Below are 16938 nucleotides of genomic sequence, written 5' to 3' on the forward strand. Positions count from 1 at the left end.
ATATAAAAAGCATTCTCCCCGCCTCGCGGCTGAAAATGCCCATGGATGCTCTGGCTTCCTTACTGTCTTAGAGGTTCAGGATATCGACAGAAAAGGGTGCTTATGTAAGCTTTTGTATATTGCAGATGTGTCTGTAGTTTGAGGATACCGGATGCAGTCCAAACAGCCCCGTTAACCTCCATGTCAACTCTGTTTCGAGAAAGCGATTTACACCTACAGGGACGTGCCTTTGGAGGTGATTTCATCCTGTTTTTCGCGAGAATGCAGAAGGTGACTAATAGAAGCGGAGAAATCTAGTGTTACTACATTTTGTAGCTGTCAACATACTGTAACCCAACATATTGTGTTTGTAAAGTGGGCCGATACAGTAAAACGTAATTCCGAGTATACCATTTAAGCCAGGAATCCGCAAAGGAAAAGGACTGGAAGATTTGAAGATTTATCAAAAAAAATTTTTGACCAATTTGAATGACGTCTTCACGTCAGTTTGAATTGTAACGCATTCAACTGGTAGAATGAAAATAGTCAAAAATCGACTAAAATTAGCGGCAGCGGTGGTTCACGGGGCCCAGAGGAGGCGGAGCAAAATGGCAATAGCAGAAGTGACTGTAATTCCAATCGGAACGGGTACAACCAGTCTAAGCAGTTACGTGGCGGACATGCAAAAGGTATTGGAACATCAACGGGGCATTACATATCAGTTAACTTCCATGAGCACCATTATTGAGGGACCGCTTAACGAGATCTTTACAGCAATTGCGGCTCTGCATGAAGCGCCGTTTTTGTCAGGAGCTCAGCGTGTTTCCACATCCGTCAAAATTGACGACCGTCGTGATAAACCGGACGCCTCAAGTATACAGAAGTTACAATCGGTTCAGGATAAACTGACATCACCTCAGGCACATCCGAATTAATGGTTTAGTGTAAACATCCGTATATTCGGTTATTCAGTATGTTATAAGTCATTAATTAAAGGTTAGATTGTGTCTGTCTGTGTAGTTAACGTGAATTTCTGACATCTATAAACTGAAAGACAAAAAGACCAGCTTAACGTTCATTAAGCTGGTCTTTTTGTATACTCATTTAACATTTTAATTAATCTGCAACTACCAATGAGGCTCCAATCAACGTGGCGTTGGTGTAACCACCGCCAACATTTTCAAAAGAGAAGTTGGTAATTGGCGTACCGATAACAGTGGCATAGTCTCCTTCAAGCAGATCACCTGTGGAGGATGGATAGATGGCGAGTACATTGTTTCCGTTCTCGTCCATGATATGAACGATAGCCGCTGTGGAGCCATCAGAAGTATCTTCTTCAACCTCAATAACTTCACCGCTAATATGGATAAAATGTTCATAGTAATTCGCAACATTTTTATTCAAATGTTTGGTTGTCACTTTGGTATCCACCAAACTTTTAAGCTTTTTGCGAACTTCGGCTGTACTGGCTGGAAATAAATCGTCGTGTGCTGTGAAAAAGTCATAAGAAACTTGTTCCATGATCGCTGTATCATTAGTCATGATCGGGGTTAATTCTTTGAAGTAATCAGCCGCAGTTACTATTGTCTCCTGGTTTAAAGAAGCTATATTTGCTTTAGTCTGTTCAATGGGAGAGGAAATCACCAATGAATTCAAAATTTCATTGACTTGATCTTTTCCCTTTTGTTCATAATAGTTCTTGGCGTAGGTTAACGTCATGGTGTAGAGTTCTGTATTGGTCGGAATCAGATACTGCACAAGGACAACATCTGTACCCGAGGTGTGTTTATAGGCTCCTTCCAAGACACCAGCGCTATATTCTTTATAAGGCTTGTTCGTGTAGCTGGTTTTTGTATAATCGGAAATGCCGATGCTTGAACCGTTCTGTGTGTAATAATCAACTATATTATTGGCGTATTCTTCAGGATTGATTGAACCGGTTGAACTGGCCTCAATCGTCAGATTCATATTATCTGCAAATGTGGCTGATGAAGATTGGTTTGAAAAAGCAGCTTTAATGGATGGAGCATTCATTTGACTTGTATCTACGCTTTTCCAGGATTCAGGATAGGCAAAAGAAAATCCTTCTCCATTATATGTAGTGTATTTCGTAGCTTTTGCTTCTGTTGAGACAGTTTCAGTTGCCTTGGATGCTTCGGTCGTTTGGCTATCGGCTGTTGTGTTTGTTTCTGAATTACCACAGGCACTAAGCAATGTGGCTAATGCCAAAATCGTAATAAGTTTCTTCATTATGTCTAATTTCTCCTAATGTGTTTCCCATCGGTTGGGATTTTTTCTAAGGTCATCATTTCGTTTGGGATAATCCAGTTTAGGCGGTGGGCATAGAACTCCTTTCTACTTTATTAGTAAAATAATTACATATATCAAGATTTCAGTATTCATAATTACTAAAAAGGTAATTTATCTGTATTTAACAAGTTTAGAAGCTAATAATAGACCGTATGGGTATCCATTTTGAACGATAGTACATACATTTGGTTGATATAACCGTGGGATTTATTTATGAATTAAACATATATGAACATAACATGCCGATTTAAGAACTAACCCTTTATGTAGGTGCAATTAACGAATAGTCGGTGGAAAAAACAGCCCATTTTCGACCTGAGCCCGGTCCCATGTGTGATTGGTGCATATAGTGAACTGTACCTCAAATCAAAGGAGGGGTTTACATGAGTGGAGTAGTAGGTGGATACGGCGGCGCATGGACATCGACTGGCGCGATCTTGGTTCTCTTTATCTTGTTGGTCATCATCTCTAAAGCATTCTTGATCTAATAAACCGCTTGGACCCTAATATATTCGTAAAGGAGGGTTCTGTATGAGTGAAGTAGTCGGAGGCGCAGGATACGGCGGCTGGACATCGACTGGAGCAATCCTGGTTCTGTTCATTCTGCTCGTAATCATCACTAAATCTTTCTGGGTATAATATGGCGAGCTCTGCCGGGCAACCGGTGGGGTTTTTTTTCTAGAGGACAAGCATGGTGGAGATCCAGGAAGATAAGATAGCTTGTGGTTGAACGGAAGAAATGGTGGAATTCAAGAACTGGAATGACGGTGTATGCTTCGAAAATGGGGAAGGGACCAAATGGCTAAACGCCCATTTTGTCAAGATAAGGGCGATAGCCCGGTCCAGAGGTAGGCTGAATACATAGCTTAGGGGTGTAGGCAAATGTTAAGGAGGAATGAACAATGAGCGAAGTAAAACCGAATTCACCGAACGGACAGGGGCATGTATACGGACATATGGGAGGTTATGAGCATATGCAAGGATACCAATACACAGGTCATGAAATGCATGGGTATGGATATGGTTGTGGAACAATGCCGATGGGCTACGGCTACGGTTACGGACACCAGCCAAATCAAGCTCCAATGATGCATGGTTATCAACAGGGTTGTGGGGTATCCTATGGTCATGGCGGCGGAAGCTGGGGTTCCATGGGCACAATCCTTGTACTGTTCATCTTGCTGGTCATCATCTCCAAAACGATGTTTATCTAAGTATTTGTGAATGCAAGGAGACTTTGCTGATCGTGGATCGTTGCGACAGGTGCTCTAAATAAACTCCGAGTGTGAGTTCCATGTTGAGGCATAACGTACCTATGTTTCAGAAAGGGACAGCGTAGGATTTCATCCTGCGGTGTCCCTTTTTTTCAGAATTAATTGAAGGAGCGTTGGGATTACTTTCTTTAACGAACTCCACAGGCGCTATTCCATGAATTTTTGCCATTTCACAAGTTTAACGAATCGTAGACGTACGTCTTATTATCTGAATCTGGGCATGTTTGGAGCCAATATTCATGAAGTGACATGGATTAACGTGGCTGAGATTCGTTAGATTTTACATAGCAAGGAAATCCCCAATATAAGGTGTGCAGGATTCGTTAGCGTCTGATGAGCGTAAGGAAGACTTTTCTCAATGAAGGAACGGTGTCCGACAGTATGTAGATGTTGCTAAATTGGATATGTAGACATGGATAAACACCCGGAACCCAATTCCGGGTGCTTTGTGTATGTTTTCAATCTTCTCAAGAATAAGTGATATCCAAAACAACAAAAGCCCTACCTCTCTTTTGTCCTTGCGGCTCCGATGACCGCGCCAGTGTGAATGGGAACATCTTGTGAAACTCTGTACTACCGGGTTATTGTGATTCAGGTTCTTCAATCTTCATAGGTTAATTGTGCTTATAGTTCGCTGCGGTCGCAGCATGAAGAAAATATTCCGGGGTTTAAAGAAGACAGAAATCATATGAGGTTGTTTAATACAACTCTTATAGTATACCACAGGTTGTAATTATCTGCAATAAAAAGGAAAGCGCGACCAGAGCAACATGTTTTCGGACTGTTTTTATGTTAGAAAGTGAAAGGTTAGTTTGAAAAGATACAGAAAATTTTTCAAACTATTTCTTCATAGGGGTAATCCTCTTCAAAAGATTCTACGTAGGTTATAATAAGAGGGAAGAAACAGAAAGGGGCCCTCGCATGACTGAATCGATGGAGGACAGCAGGTTAATGCGGCAGATTGCGGAACGTGATGCCTCCGCACTGGAGCTTTTATATGACCGTTATGAGCGAGCGGTGTATTCTTTTGCCTACCGGATCGTTGGTGATCCCATGACGGCAGAAGAGACCGTTCAGGAACTTTTTATGCGGGTCTGGAATAATGCCGAACGTTACGATGCCTCACAGGGGAAGCTGACCACATGGATGTTTGCGATTACGCGTAACATTGCAGTGGACATGCTGAGGCGGAAATCAAAAGGGGCAGCGGCTACTTCAGTTGAACACGAGACAATGGCGGCCTATGCCGATGAGCATACGAACACGGAAGAAGAAGTGGAGCGTAAATGGGAAGGTACCCGGATTAAAGAGGCGTTGTCCCAATTGAACGGTGATCAGCAACAAGTTATAGAATCGATTTATTATGCGGGATTAACCCAGCAGGAAGTATCCAGCCGATTCGGGATTCCGCTGGGTACAGTAAAGAGCCGTGTCAGGCTTGCCATGCGACAGCTCCAAAAGTTGCTGGCCGATGCTGAATTGCATCCGGACGCGGGAAGGGAGGGCATACATCCATGATAGAACGACATGAGGAGTGGTCTGATCTGGCACCGATGTATGTGCTGGGCGGACTGGAAGCAGAGGAAGTGGCGGCGTTTGAAGCGCATATGGCAACTTGCGAACCTTGCCGCCAGGAGGTAAGGGAATTGCAGGAAGTGACTGGCTTCCTGCCACTTGCGGCGGAACCTGTGGTACCGCCGCAAGGCATGCGAGCACGTGTGCTGGGCAACGTGCTCGGACATGGGCAGGAGAGCGCCGAGGCGAAGCCAGCGGCTGCTCCTGCAGAGCCTGAAGCACCCGTGGTGCTTCAGGAGGATCTTGCGCCGCAGCACGAACGTGCGGCGCAGCCCGGGCCAGGCTTGCCGCCGGTAACGGCGGTGCCTGCGGCCCGGGTGGAAGAGGCTGCCGAGGCACAGCCATGGCAGCCACAAGCGCGCGCGCGTGCGCGCAGCAGCCGCGCCTGGCGCCTGGCCAGTGCCGGCCTTGCGGCCGCGGCACTGGTGCTCGGCGTGTACACGGCGCAGCTGCAGAGCCGGATCGACTCGCTGACGCAGCAAGCGGCGGGCTCGTCGGCTACGCAAGAGCAGCTGGTGCAGGCACAGGCGCAGAATGCACAGCTGCAAGAGCAGCTGGCATCAGCACTGAAGCCCGCACAGGGCATGCAGACTGGCGAGGCAGTGAAGCTGAATCCTGCAACTCAGGACATTGTAGCTCAGGGTCTCGCAACCATCGTTATTGACAGCAAAGGCACTCACCTGGTTGTGCAGGCTGAGAACCTGCCGAACCTGGAAGGCAACGAGGCTTTTCAGGTCTGGTTGATCAAAGGAGATACCCCTCAGAATGCCGGTACTTTCCTTAGTCGTAACGGAACGGGAGCAGTATACTACACATTGGATTCGGCCAACGACTATGATACGGTTGCCATCACGCTTGAACCGGATGCAATGGGAGAGGAGCCGCGCGGTACAATGATTCTGGCTGCCAAGATTAAAGGGTAAATATAGGACATATCACCAAAGGCTGCTCCGTCGTGGAGCAGCCTTTTTGTGTTTTCCAGTTCTGGTGCCCACCCATTGGATTTTATTAATTTTTTTAGTCGGAGCTACCGATAAACAAATAGAAGGCAATACCCTTAATCTCCCCGTGTCTCAAGGGAGAACTGGTTGCACATAGAGAGTGAGGGGTTCAGTTGGAAGCATACCGTTCATTTATCTTTCGCCTGATACGCAATTATCTGATCGGTTCACTGGCAGCTGTTTTTGTTGTCGGTACAGTAGTTATGGTATCTACTCTGCAGATACCCAATATTCAATTTGTTCGACTCATCTTCATTGTACTGATCTCACTCTTGTTCATGCTGGTTGCAGAATTAATTACGCTGTGGGTGCAGCTTGGCCCCATAAGACAATTTTTCACTTCCGAGCATCATGAGAGAGACGAATTGAACCACATGTATGAGAAAATTCATCGTTTCCCGGGACAGACCATATATCGGATCATGGGTCCGCACATGCTTGGTTTTTCACTTCCGGCAGCCGGATTAACAATATGGATGATATCCACAGGGTGGCTTGAATTCCCTTACTTGTATATTGTCGTGGCCGCTGCGTGTGCCTTTCTGATTGCCATCATGCATGCGCTGATTGAGTATTACCTAACGGTGCGGGCGATTAGACCCCTGTTGCTTGAGATTCGTCATCGAGGCAAAGTCCAATACGGGATGGAACCTTCACTGGGAGGACGCATTCTCGTATCGATCCAGCGTAAATTTCAGCTAAGTACGGCACTGATTGGCTTATTTCCTTTATTTCTATTTTTCCTGGCTACATATATCCGACTTCAGTATATGGACAGTGAATTTGCGAAAGAGTACATTCTGTGGGGAATTCTCATCGTTGTTCTGGGCGCGGGGTTTGCGCTGGTGGGAAGTTGGCTGTTGATTCGTGATGTTCGTGATCCAGTTGCTGAACTGACACATGAGATGAACCGAATTCAGGGGGGAGATCTTGGCAGACGAGCTCCGGATCTATATGCGGATGAGTTTTCAGCACTGATTTCTGGCTTTAATATGATGATTAATCGGCTGGAGATGAGACAGGAGCGCAATCGACAGTTATTGCAAAGTTATTTTTCTACACTGGCTGCTGCTTTAGACGCCCGAGATAAGTACACGGCAGGGCATTCCATGCGTGTGGCAGAGTATTCGCTGATGATTGGCAAGCTGAGCGGAATGAATGAGGAACAGGCGGATTTATTGTACAAATCAGCCCTGCTTCATGATATCGGAAAAATCGGCATTCCTGATGAGGTACTGCTGAAGGATGGAAAACTAAGCGATGAGGAATTCGCGATTATTCGCACACATCCCGTGCAGGGAGAGAGTATTTTGTTACAGATAGAGCCTATTGATGCCATGGCCGACTTTTTGCCAGGTGTGCGATCTCACCATGAGAGATATGATGGCAAAGGATACCCGGATGGGATGGCTGGTGACGATATTCCCCTTTTTGGCCGCATCATTGCGGTAGCGGATGCCTTTGATGCCATGACGTCTGATCGACCATATCGGAATGGGATGAGTCACGAGAAAGCGCTAACGATTTTGGAAGAAGGAAAAGGGACCCAATGGGACCCCTATTTTGCAGGTTTGTTTATTGATGAATGGAGACGACAACAGCATCTTCAGAAACCATCGAAGTGAGGGATCAGTTGATCCCCTCTGTCCACTTCGATTCTTTTCTGCGTCTGCGGTGTAGAGCGAGGCCTGTTATGATGGTGAGAACGCATTCGCCGAGTATGACTGCACCCAAGGCGTCATAGATCACGTGTTGTTTAATCATTAGCGTGGATACTATAATGGTTGCTGCCCCGGCGACTACCAAAATCTTGATGGGTTTGCGGATGCTTGGAACCGAGAGAACGGCACGCATAACCAGATAAGAGTGAAGAGAATGAATACTTGGAAAACAATTATAAGGACGATCCTGGCTGTAGAGCCATCCGAGAACAGATGCTCCCAAGCCAGTACCCGTCAGTTCCGGGCGCGGTACCATGGTCTGAAAGTTGAAGTAGATCAGATAACAGATCCAGACACAGATATTCATGGATAACAAGACGCGGTAGTACGTCAGTCGATCCTTGGCACACAGGTAGGCGAGCACACCGAATACAAACGGGTACCAGCCCAAATATGGAATGGACATGCCAGGCACGTAGGGAATGATCCGGTCGAGCGGCGAATCAAGCACTACGAACCCGCGTTCTGGACTATTAAGAATATCATAGAACAGCCCCATGACGGCCAAAGACAGCATTAAACTCAATGACAGCCAATAGGATTTGCTTTTTAACAATTGCACAACACCTTACTCCTTTCATTCATGTTCCAGAGGAACATGACCCCAGCAAATAACTATATAAGTTGCACTATACATTCATTTACACGAGAACGCAGAGGACAGAAATACCAGAAGGTTGTTCTGTCATCGGAGTGGCAAGTGTAATTATTCTTTAGTTCAATCTATATAGTAGTTTAAATTTAAACAACAATATATTCTACTACGACCAGCGCACAAATTGAATCCTGATTTGTGTATTTTTGTGTATTTTTTTGACGAAGAAGGAATGCGGAAGTTTCAATGGGCATGATATGATAGAGACACATACGGACGAAGGCACTTTGGCCAGTAAAGTCGTTACAACAGGAGTGAGTGAATGCAATTTTCAAAAATGTTCGTATTGAATATGGGGATGCTTATTACCATTGCATATCTTGCCAGTGTGTTCTATAAATATGTCGTAATACGTACCTCTTCCCGAGTGAAACAGATCAGTTCAGTGCTTGTCCTTATATTTGCAGGCTGGATCAGTACGGTTTTTGGGTTTCAACTCACCGATGAAGTGGTCTTTGATCTTCGATATGTTCCTTTAATTGTTGCCGTTCTAACGTATAGACAGCCCTATAGCGTAATCATCGTGGGTATTGGAATCGGGTTGTCGAGGCTGACTTTTGGCATCACGGATGCTACATTGGCGGCAGTACTTAACATGTCTATTTTGGGCGTGATCTGTGCAGGTCTGAATATATGGATGAGACGCAGCGACTACAGGCTAATTATTAAAGGAATCCTTGTTACAGTTATCGTCAATGTGGTCAATAGTGTAAACATTGCTATCGTTGGTGTGATCCCGGCTACATATTTCTTTTCACACATTATGCCTTACACACTCCCCACAGGCATTTTTCTGAGTCTTATTTTTGTATTTATTTTACGTGATTTTCAGAATGAACAGAATCGTATTTTACTGATCCAGAGTACAAACCGGCTATTGTCTGTGCAAAAGGAAGAGTTACAGAAAGCCCAGATTGTACTGGAGGATCGAGCGAAACAATTGATGATTGCCTCACAGTACAAATCCGAATTTCTCGCCAATATGTCCCATGAACTGCGTACACCGCTCAATAGTGTCATTAACTTTGCCCAGATGATCAGTGAGAATGCTGACACGATGGATCAGGAGGATATTGTACGTTTTGCCAATATGATCGACCACTCCGGGCAGGAACTGCTGACGCTCATTAACGATATTCTGGATCTTTCCAAAGTAGAAGCGGGGCGGCTTGATATTGTACTGGAGGATATCAGTGTTGCACAACTTACAGAAGATGCCATGAGCCATTTTCAGCTTGTTGCCGAGAAAAAAGGTATTCAGTTGCAAATGGATAAGAAACCGGGATTGCCCGATACGCTCTGGTCTGATCCCCAGCGGGTTCAACAGATTTTGCGGAATCTGATGTCCAATGCCATCAAGTTCACTCACCGGGGGAAGGTCACGCTGACCGTAAGCACCAAGCAGATTAAGAATGAAGGTATTCAGAATCGATGGCTTATTTTCTCCGTTCAGGACACAGGTATTGGTATTTCTGAGGACAAGCATCATTCCATATTTGAAGCATTTCAGCAGGCTGACGGGTCGATTAGTCGGAAATTTGGCGGTACCGGACTAGGCCTGTCGATCAGTCGGGATTTAGCGAGATTACTGGGGGGATCGATTGAACTTGAGAGCACTGAAGGTAAAGGAAGCACCTTCTATCTCTATCTCCCGTTGGACCGTGAAAAAATGAGTTGACAACCTTCGCGCCGTGAGTAGAATTTGGGATGACAACTAGCATCGACCGGCTTTTGAGACCCGGTCTAAGGAGTGTATCCCCATACAGAATACGGTCAACGTTACCCCTCCCCCGTCAGCAAGCAAACCACGGCGCAAGGGTTCGACACAACGCACGAATTTATCGATTGCAACATGGGAGGGTGTACCAGCCATTATTTTACAGACCTTGCTGGGAGGCCCGTTTTTAACCGGATTTCTGCTGTACCTTGGGGCCGGGTCGAGACATATCGGCTTTGTGCTCGCGATTACCACGTTTGTGAACATTGCCCAGATCGGAGCAGCTTACTGGATGCAGCGCATTCGCAGCCGAAAACGCATGTTGCTGTTATTTGTGGGCACACATCGTATCTTATGGAGTGCCACGGGACTGATTCCGTTTATATTCCCCAAAGAGTGGTGGGTAAGTGTATATATTGGCGTATACACGGTTGCTTTTATATCAAATACCATCGGCGGTATGATCTGGACTTCACTAATTGGCGATATCGTACCTGCCAAGGTGAGAGGGCGTTATTTTGGAATTCGAAATACGATTCTGAATGCTCTTGGAAGCGTATGCTTATTCGCAGGCGGTATTGTTTTGGACCGTTACCCGGGAGAAATGGGCTTTCTGATCCTGTTTATTCCGGTGTGGATCTGTGCCATTGCCAATACAGTCATCTATTTCTTCTATCCGGATGTTCCCTTTGAACGTTCTACCGAAAAGGTTTTCTGGCGGATGTTTATCAAGCCGTTCCAGGATCGTTCTTTCCTGAAAGCAACGCTGTTCCTGGCTGCTTGGTTATTGATCCAGACCTTGATTGTTCCGCTCTATTCCTATGTGATGCTTGATCTGCTGAATATCAATTATCAGACCGTATCCCTGATCACGGTAGTCCAGACGCTGGTCATGATGGCCGGGTTCTATGTCTGGGGCAATCTGAATGCCAGATTCAGCAACAAAACCCTCTTATTTTGGACATTGCCCGTCATTGCACTCTCCTGTTTGTCGTGGGGGTTAATGTCGTTCATGCCCGTATTGATCGCACTATTTCTATCTCATATTTTCCTTGGGATCGGTGTAGGTGGATTTAACCAGCTGGCATTTAACTTTACGATTGGAGACACACCCAAAAGTGAAAGACCGATGTTTGTCGCGGTATATTCGGCTCTGACCGGAGTAACTTCGTTTCTTGGGCCGTTGTTGGGCGGCTGGTTGTATGAAAAGATGGAAACCTGGTCCGATGCGCTCGCCTGGATCTCAGCCTATGGATTTCAGGTGGGGGTTGGTGTCGTGATGCTGATTCTGACATTTACCCTTGGACGTCGTGTACTGTTAAAATAGAAACGATATAAATTTCAACTAATGAATATTTACACTGGCACTTCGATGACAGAGCAACCTTGTAAATGTTTAGATTGATCATATGTATCTGGTATGACTTCAAAAAAAGTTGGCGAAGTGGAGGGAGACATTTGAATCGTCTCGAACGGAAAGCCATGGTGATTGGAGCCACCGGGCTTGTAGGCGAATTACTGGTTCAGAATCTGCTGGAGCACCCGGCATACAGCCTGGTTCGCGTTCTGGCTAGACGTCCGCTTGAGCTGCAACATCCCAAACTGGAACAGCATGTGGTGGATTGGGAACAGCTGGAGAGCCACGACCACTTATTCGACGGAATCGATGACCTGTACTGTTGTTTGGGTACAACGATCAAAAAAGCAGGCAGTCAGGACAATTTCCGTCAGGTGGACTATCATTACCCGGTTCGTGCAGCTACGATTGCGAAGCGACATGGTGTATCACAGATGCTGGTGATCTCCTCCATGGGAGCGAGTGCAGGTTCCAGAGTCTTTTACAGTCGGACCAAGGGGGAAATGGAGGATGCATTGTCAGATATCGGTTTACCGTCATTGCATATCTTCCGTCCTTCCTTAATTCTGGGAGATCGAAACGAGAAGCGGTTCGGTGAGCAGATGGCTGCCCATGCCATGAAGTTTCTGGATCGCTGGATGAAAGGCAGAGCGGACAAATACCGGGCGGTCCACGCCGCAACCATTGCACAGGCCATGACAAATATTGCACTGGTGCAAGCCAAGGGAAACCATGTGTATGCGAATGAAGTCATTCATGTCCTTGGCGCGGACGGAGGTTAAGAAACCTTGAACGAGCTGTTTGCTTCATGTGTATAGGTAGGAGCGTTTCTCGCTTGAGGTAGATCGTGGTATAATAGGCAACAAAAATGAGTTCGAACCCTGACTCCATGCGGCAGCAGGATAACGAACACGAAGGAGAACTCGTCCATGAAAAAACCAATCTCTACCGATCAGGCACCAGGCGCCATTGGTCCATACAGTCAAGCCGTTGATGCAGGCGATTTCATCTACACTTCCGGGCAACTTGGCCTGAATCCTCAAACGGGAGAATTCGGTGCAGATGTACAGGAGCAGACACGTCTGTCCTTGAGCAATGTGAAGGCTATTCTTGAAGCAGCAGGCACAAGTATGGATAAAATCGTGAAAACGACGGTGTTCTTGAAGGATATGAACGATTTTGTTCCTGTGAATGAAGTCTATAGCACGTTCTTTGAAGAGCCGTATCCTGCACGCAGTGCAGTGGAAGTTGCTCGTTTGCCAAAAGATGCACTGGTGGAGATAGAAGTTATTGCCCTGAAATAGGACAACCTTATTTGTTCTTTCATACTTAAACAGCCGATTTCAGGTCGAAGACCAGAATCGGCTGTTTGCGTTACGTTTTTGTATTATTATTGAAGTTGAGTTGCTCAATCACGATCCTGATTACGGGCGAAGAACAACCATACCGCATAGATCGCTAGTACGATCGCAATGATGATTGCCGTATAATATACGGAAGTGACATCCTTTTGTTTAAGTGCAATGGCGATATACGCCCATGTGAATACAAGTGGGTATATGCTATCGCGATAACGGAAACTAACGAGTACAGCCAGCACCATACCGACAATCAGCATGATGATCGTCCAGGTCGGTTCGCTGAGACCAAAACCATCCCAGCCAATTTTATATAACAGTACAGCTGCATTGACAATCGTTGCCACGCTAACCCATCCGAGGTAGATGCTGAATGGTAGCTTCACAAGCCAGATCTCAGCAGTGGTTGGCACGGTGATAGTACGTGTTTTTACATACAGCACGATCAAGGACAATAGAAGCAGTACAATGATCAGTAAGGCGAGACCAGTTTGCAAGTTTTGAAAAGCAAAAATCCAGGCTACGTTGAAGGCACAACTTGCCAGGAACCAGTACCCGAGACGGGTAATTGAGTCCCTTTTCCAGGAAGCGGGCACGAACTGATAGATCACAAACCCTGCCAACAGCAAGTAGATCAAACCCCATATAGCGAATGCATAGCCAGAAGGTGTGAGCAGCACAGGATACATATCCGATACTTCTTTATTGGTCTTGCCCCCGATTGGCAGAGCGTTGGAGAGGTAATTCACGATAATTACAGCGATAAAACCAATGGCGTTTAACCACTTGTACGGATTGTTACGTGACATTATGTTTCCTCCTTGGTTTAACGAATGAATGAACCACGGGTCAGTCTACAATGAATATACCCAGTTCTTGCACATTCTAATAACAGCCGCAAAAAATTCACAAGTTGGATCTTTCAGACCCTTGTGCTCTGCCACTATGTTGGAACGGTACTCTGTCCCAATGTACGCGAAACGAAGCGGAAATATGTCCATGCCCACGATGTCTCACCAGAAGAGGAGGAAGAGAATGCTCACAAGAGAAACGATGGAGCGACAGCAAACCTGGTTCTATGTAGTTGCATTGTTTTTAGGAGCAGCGATAGGGCTGAATAATCCGATATGGGGGGATGTTTTACACTACACTGTGTCTCCGGTTCTTGCCGTTCTGTTATACAGCATGTTTGTACAGATTCCCTTTTTACAGTTAAAAGAGTCCTGGTCGAATCTTCGATTTATGGGGGCGCTACTGGTGGCTAATTTTATCGTAGTACCTGTAGTTGTATGGTTGCTCACACTTGTCTTTCCGCAATCACCAGGCGTTCTGATCGGAGTCTATCTGGTACTGTTAACGCCCTGTATTGATTACGTCATTGTGTTCACACAACTCGGCAGGGGCAATGAGAAGCTGATGCTCGCCGCAACACCTCTTTTATTTGTTATACAAATGATCTTGTTGCCGTTTTATTTATGGCTATTGATGGGTACCGAGGTGGCGCAGATCATGCAGGTAGGGCCGTTTGTGGAGGCTTTTCTGTTCCTGGTCGTTATTCCACTGCTGCTTGCTGTCGTTACACAAGTTCTCTCAAGAGATAAAGCGAGCGGGGAGCAGGTCATGAATGCGACGGCATGGCTGCCAGTTCCAATGATGGCACTTGCGCTGATCGTGGTTGTCGCTTCCCAGATTGGCAAAGTCTACAATGATATGGCGATTATCGTGAACGTGATCCCGATCTACGTTGCTTTTCTGACCATTATGCCTTGGATATCTCGGATCATTGCTAATTGTTTTCGATTGAATACAGGCGCAGGGCGAGCGTTAATTTTCAGTTCAGCCACACGAAATTCGCTGGTTGTTCTGCCGCTAGCGCTGGCACTCCCACCACAATGGGCAACCATTGCTGCGGCAGTCATCGTTACACAGACGATCGTGGAGCTTGGAGGGGAGCTAATCTACATTCGACTTGTACCTGCGGTGATTTTGCGGGACCGGTGAGCTCACTAGGTTGTATCTATGTTATGATCTACTATAATTAATAAAACCATTTATGGTAAATAAAAGGGGGTTGAGAATCTCTATTTATCGGAAGATTATGTTCTACCTGGATATTGTCCTACTACTGTTCAGCCTCATCTATTTCCCCGTAGTAGCTCATAAGACAGGAAATAATATGGCTTATGGATTTATGGCTGTAATTTTAATAGGTACAATATCTCGGAGCATATCCTATCTTAGAAAAGAAAGAGCCAACAAGTCGTCATGATCTATGCTATTTTCTGTAAAAGTAAAATTAAAAAGAGTACTTCCGATGGGCCATGCCGGGAGTACTCTTTTTTTAATTCGGATCAGGTACTCGTTACGTACCCGCCTCCAATAATGTTTTACGATATTCTGCTGGCGTGATGCCCTCCATCTTTTTGAACACTTTGCTGAAATACTTTTCGTCCTGGAATCCAACCATCTCCGATATTTTAGCGACTCGCAGGGAAGGATTTTGCAGTAACAGCTTGGCGTTATTGATCCGCAGTTTGCCCAAATATTCCGACCAGTTCAGACCAAATTGCTGTTTGAACTTGCGGGAGATATACTCCCGGCTCAGATAGAAACGCGCGGCAATCTGCTGTAAGGACAGGTCCTCCTGATAATGGGCGTCCATATAACGTGCAATCTCACTCATGGGATCAGGATTGGCGTGGTGGTGAGCGGTGAGCGCCTTTCCTGCGGCAAGCAGTCGTTGTTCCAATAATGAACGAAGCAGGGGGAAGGATAACAGTCCTTCAGCGTCCAAAGGTAACTCGGCAAAGGGAATAGACTGTTCCTCCGTCACTTCTTCCTCTTTGAATGAAGAACCTGCCGTATCATCAAGCCAGCGGCTCAGCATCCATTCCAGCTCATCGATCCATTGCTGGATCTGCTCAGCACTGACAACCTCAAGATCAGTAATCGGGTCAAGCCACTCGGCGACCGCAGCAGATACACTGGAAGCTCGGCAACTCATGGCTGCCATACGCAGGGGTTCTTCATGGGCGGTTAAACGCCTGATTTTATTCCCATTTGATGATTCCACTGAGGCATGGATTCGCTGTTTAATTTGCACAGCATTACGTCGCCACAACCTTGAACTTGCTTCCAGATAGGCAGCTGCGATTCCGCCAGGGTAAGACTCACAGGTGGAGATGCCAAAATGAAGCCGGCGCTGAATCGTCTGCTCCAATCCCTGATTGACCTTGTTCAGAATATGTTCCAATGAAGTGGATGGACCCCAATGCAGCAGAACAATCTCGTCCGGTTGATCCAACTGACGAAACATTACGCCTTCGTCTGGTGTGGATAACATCTCGGCACCGATATTGAGCACGGAGAACACAAGCAGGTCCGGTTGACTGCGGTATTTTGCCAGACAATCTGCATCCAGGTGGGACAGGCTGGTGACAGCGACACTACAGACAGGGATTAGACAGGGGAGATTTAACTCATCCTGCAATCGCTGCATGTGTGAAGGGCTGCTGCCTCTTCCGACGGCAAGTTCGGTGAGCAGTCGATCCTGGTAGTGGGGGCGCATTCGATTAACAACAATGGATTGCCTGGTGGATTGTATCCGAATGGCGTCCTCCTCTTCCCAAGCTGTAACGGCCTTTAATAGAGATGCATTCAGCTCATCTGCTTCCACAGGTTTCAGGAGGTAGTCCATGCCACCATGTCTGATTGCATGCCTTACAAGTTCAAAATCGTCATATCCACTAATGACCAGCACCTTGCTGTGTGGGGTATGAGCCGATATCCATTCAAGCAATGCCATACCGTCCTTTCCCGGCATACGCATGTCACTGAGTATGATTTGAGGTTGATGTGCCGTGATGGCGGCGATGGCTTCATCCCCGTCTGCTGCTTCAAGTAATGTATCAATGCCAAACTCTTCCCAATGACCAAGCAACCTTATGGCATCGCGGACATGTTTTTCATCATCTACAAGCAGTGCCTTCAT

General features: G+C 46.2%; 17 protein-coding genes. 13 read left to right on the plus strand and 4 right to left on the minus strand.

All coding sequences use genetic code 11. From position 1 onward, the window contains the following. Positions 1–587 precede the first annotated feature (587 nt). A complete protein-coding gene (locus MKY92_RS02735; protein ID WP_339299034.1) occupies positions 588–914 on the plus strand; it encodes an MTH1187 family thiamine-binding protein in 327 nt (108 codons plus the stop codon). 181 nt (positions 915–1095) lie between these two features. On the opposite strand, the gene MKY92_RS02740 is transcribed toward MKY92_RS02735, so the two are convergent. Then, on the minus strand, positions 1096–2229 hold the full coding sequence (locus MKY92_RS02740; protein ID WP_339299036.1) for a hypothetical protein: 1134 nt from the start codon (positions 2227–2229) through the stop codon (positions 1096–1098). Positions 2230–2672: 443 nt separating this feature from the next. Here MKY92_RS02740 and MKY92_RS02745 point away from each other — a divergent pair, with 443 nt between their 5' ends. The 7 genes from MKY92_RS02745 (at position 2673) to MKY92_RS02775 (ending at position 7764) form a co-directional block, all read left to right on the plus strand. Then, entirely contained in the window at positions 2673–2777 is a 105-nt protein-coding gene (locus tag MKY92_RS02745) for a hypothetical protein (RefSeq protein WP_017690880.1), read from the plus strand. 43 nt (positions 2778–2820) lie between these two features. Then, positions 2821–2928, plus strand: a complete 108-nt coding sequence (locus MKY92_RS02750) for a YjcZ family sporulation protein (protein WP_221825910.1) — start codon at positions 2821–2823, stop codon at positions 2926–2928. Positions 2929–3191: 263 nt separating this feature from the next. Beyond that, entirely contained in the window at positions 3192–3503 is a 312-nt protein-coding gene (locus tag MKY92_RS02755; protein ID WP_339299038.1) for a hypothetical protein, read from the plus strand. 214 nt (positions 3504–3717) lie between these two features. Beyond that, positions 3718–3840 (plus strand): hypothetical protein, encoded by a 123-nt coding sequence (locus MKY92_RS02760; protein ID WP_339299040.1) that lies wholly within the window; start codon positions 3718–3720, stop codon positions 3838–3840. A gap of 644 nt (positions 3841–4484) precedes the next feature. Continuing rightward, positions 4485–5081 carry a sigma-70 family RNA polymerase sigma factor gene (locus MKY92_RS02765; RefSeq protein ID WP_339299041.1) on the plus strand — a complete coding sequence of 199 codons (597 nt, stop codon included), beginning with the start codon at positions 4485–4487 and terminating at the stop codon, positions 5079–5081. A 188-nt stretch (positions 5082–5269) separates the two neighbouring features. Further along, positions 5270–6061, plus strand: coding sequence for an anti-sigma factor (locus MKY92_RS02770; protein ID WP_339301656.1), 792 nt, complete (start codon positions 5270–5272; stop codon positions 6059–6061). A gap of 191 nt (positions 6062–6252) precedes the next feature. After that, positions 6253–7764, plus strand: a complete 1512-nt coding sequence (locus MKY92_RS02775; RefSeq protein WP_091038281.1) for an HD domain-containing phosphohydrolase — start codon at positions 6253–6255, stop codon at positions 7762–7764. Positions 7765–7768: 4 nt separating this feature from the next. On the opposite strand, the gene MKY92_RS02780 is transcribed toward MKY92_RS02775, so the two are convergent. Beyond that, positions 7769–8422: a phosphatase PAP2 family protein gene (locus tag MKY92_RS02780; protein ID WP_339299043.1), complete on the minus strand. Its 654-nt coding sequence runs from the start codon at positions 8420–8422 to the stop codon at positions 7769–7771. 355 nt (positions 8423–8777) lie between these two features. Between MKY92_RS02780 and MKY92_RS02785 the strand changes: the two genes are divergently transcribed. From MKY92_RS02785 to MKY92_RS02800, 4 genes are all read left to right on the plus strand, one after another. Further along, entirely contained in the window at positions 8778–10193 is a 1416-nt protein-coding gene (locus tag MKY92_RS02785; protein ID WP_339299044.1) for an ATP-binding protein, read from the plus strand. Between the two features lie 208 nt (positions 10194–10401). Beyond that, positions 10402–11559: an MFS transporter gene (locus tag MKY92_RS02790; protein WP_339299045.1), complete on the plus strand. Its 1158-nt coding sequence runs from the start codon at positions 10402–10404 to the stop codon at positions 11557–11559. A 155-nt stretch (positions 11560–11714) separates the two neighbouring features. After that, positions 11715–12371: an oxidoreductase gene (locus MKY92_RS02795; RefSeq protein ID WP_339301657.1), complete on the plus strand. Its 657-nt coding sequence runs from the start codon at positions 11715–11717 to the stop codon at positions 12369–12371. A 147-nt stretch (positions 12372–12518) separates the two neighbouring features. Beyond that, positions 12519–12893 (plus strand): RidA family protein, encoded by a 375-nt coding sequence (locus tag MKY92_RS02800; protein ID WP_339299046.1) that lies wholly within the window; start codon positions 12519–12521, stop codon positions 12891–12893. 104 nt (positions 12894–12997) lie between these two features. Here MKY92_RS02800 and MKY92_RS02805 read toward each other — a convergent pair whose 3' ends face one another. Next, entirely contained in the window at positions 12998–13756 is a 759-nt protein-coding gene (locus tag MKY92_RS02805) for a tryptophan-rich sensory protein (protein ID WP_237177711.1), read from the minus strand. 226 nt (positions 13757–13982) lie between these two features. On the opposite strand from MKY92_RS02805, the gene MKY92_RS02810 reads away from it, so the two are divergent. After that, entirely contained in the window at positions 13983–14948 is a 966-nt protein-coding gene (locus MKY92_RS02810; RefSeq protein WP_339299047.1) for a bile acid:sodium symporter, read from the plus strand. Positions 14949–15309: 361 nt separating this feature from the next. Here the strand turns inward: MKY92_RS02810 and MKY92_RS02815 are convergent, their stop codons facing one another. Then, on the minus strand, positions 15310–16938 hold the full coding sequence (locus MKY92_RS02815; RefSeq protein ID WP_339299048.1) for a response regulator: 1629 nt from the start codon (positions 16936–16938) through the stop codon (positions 15310–15312).

Source organism: Paenibacillus sp. FSL R5-0623 (assembly GCF_037974265.1).
Taxonomy (GTDB): Bacteria; Bacillota; Bacilli; order Paenibacillales; family Paenibacillaceae; genus Paenibacillus.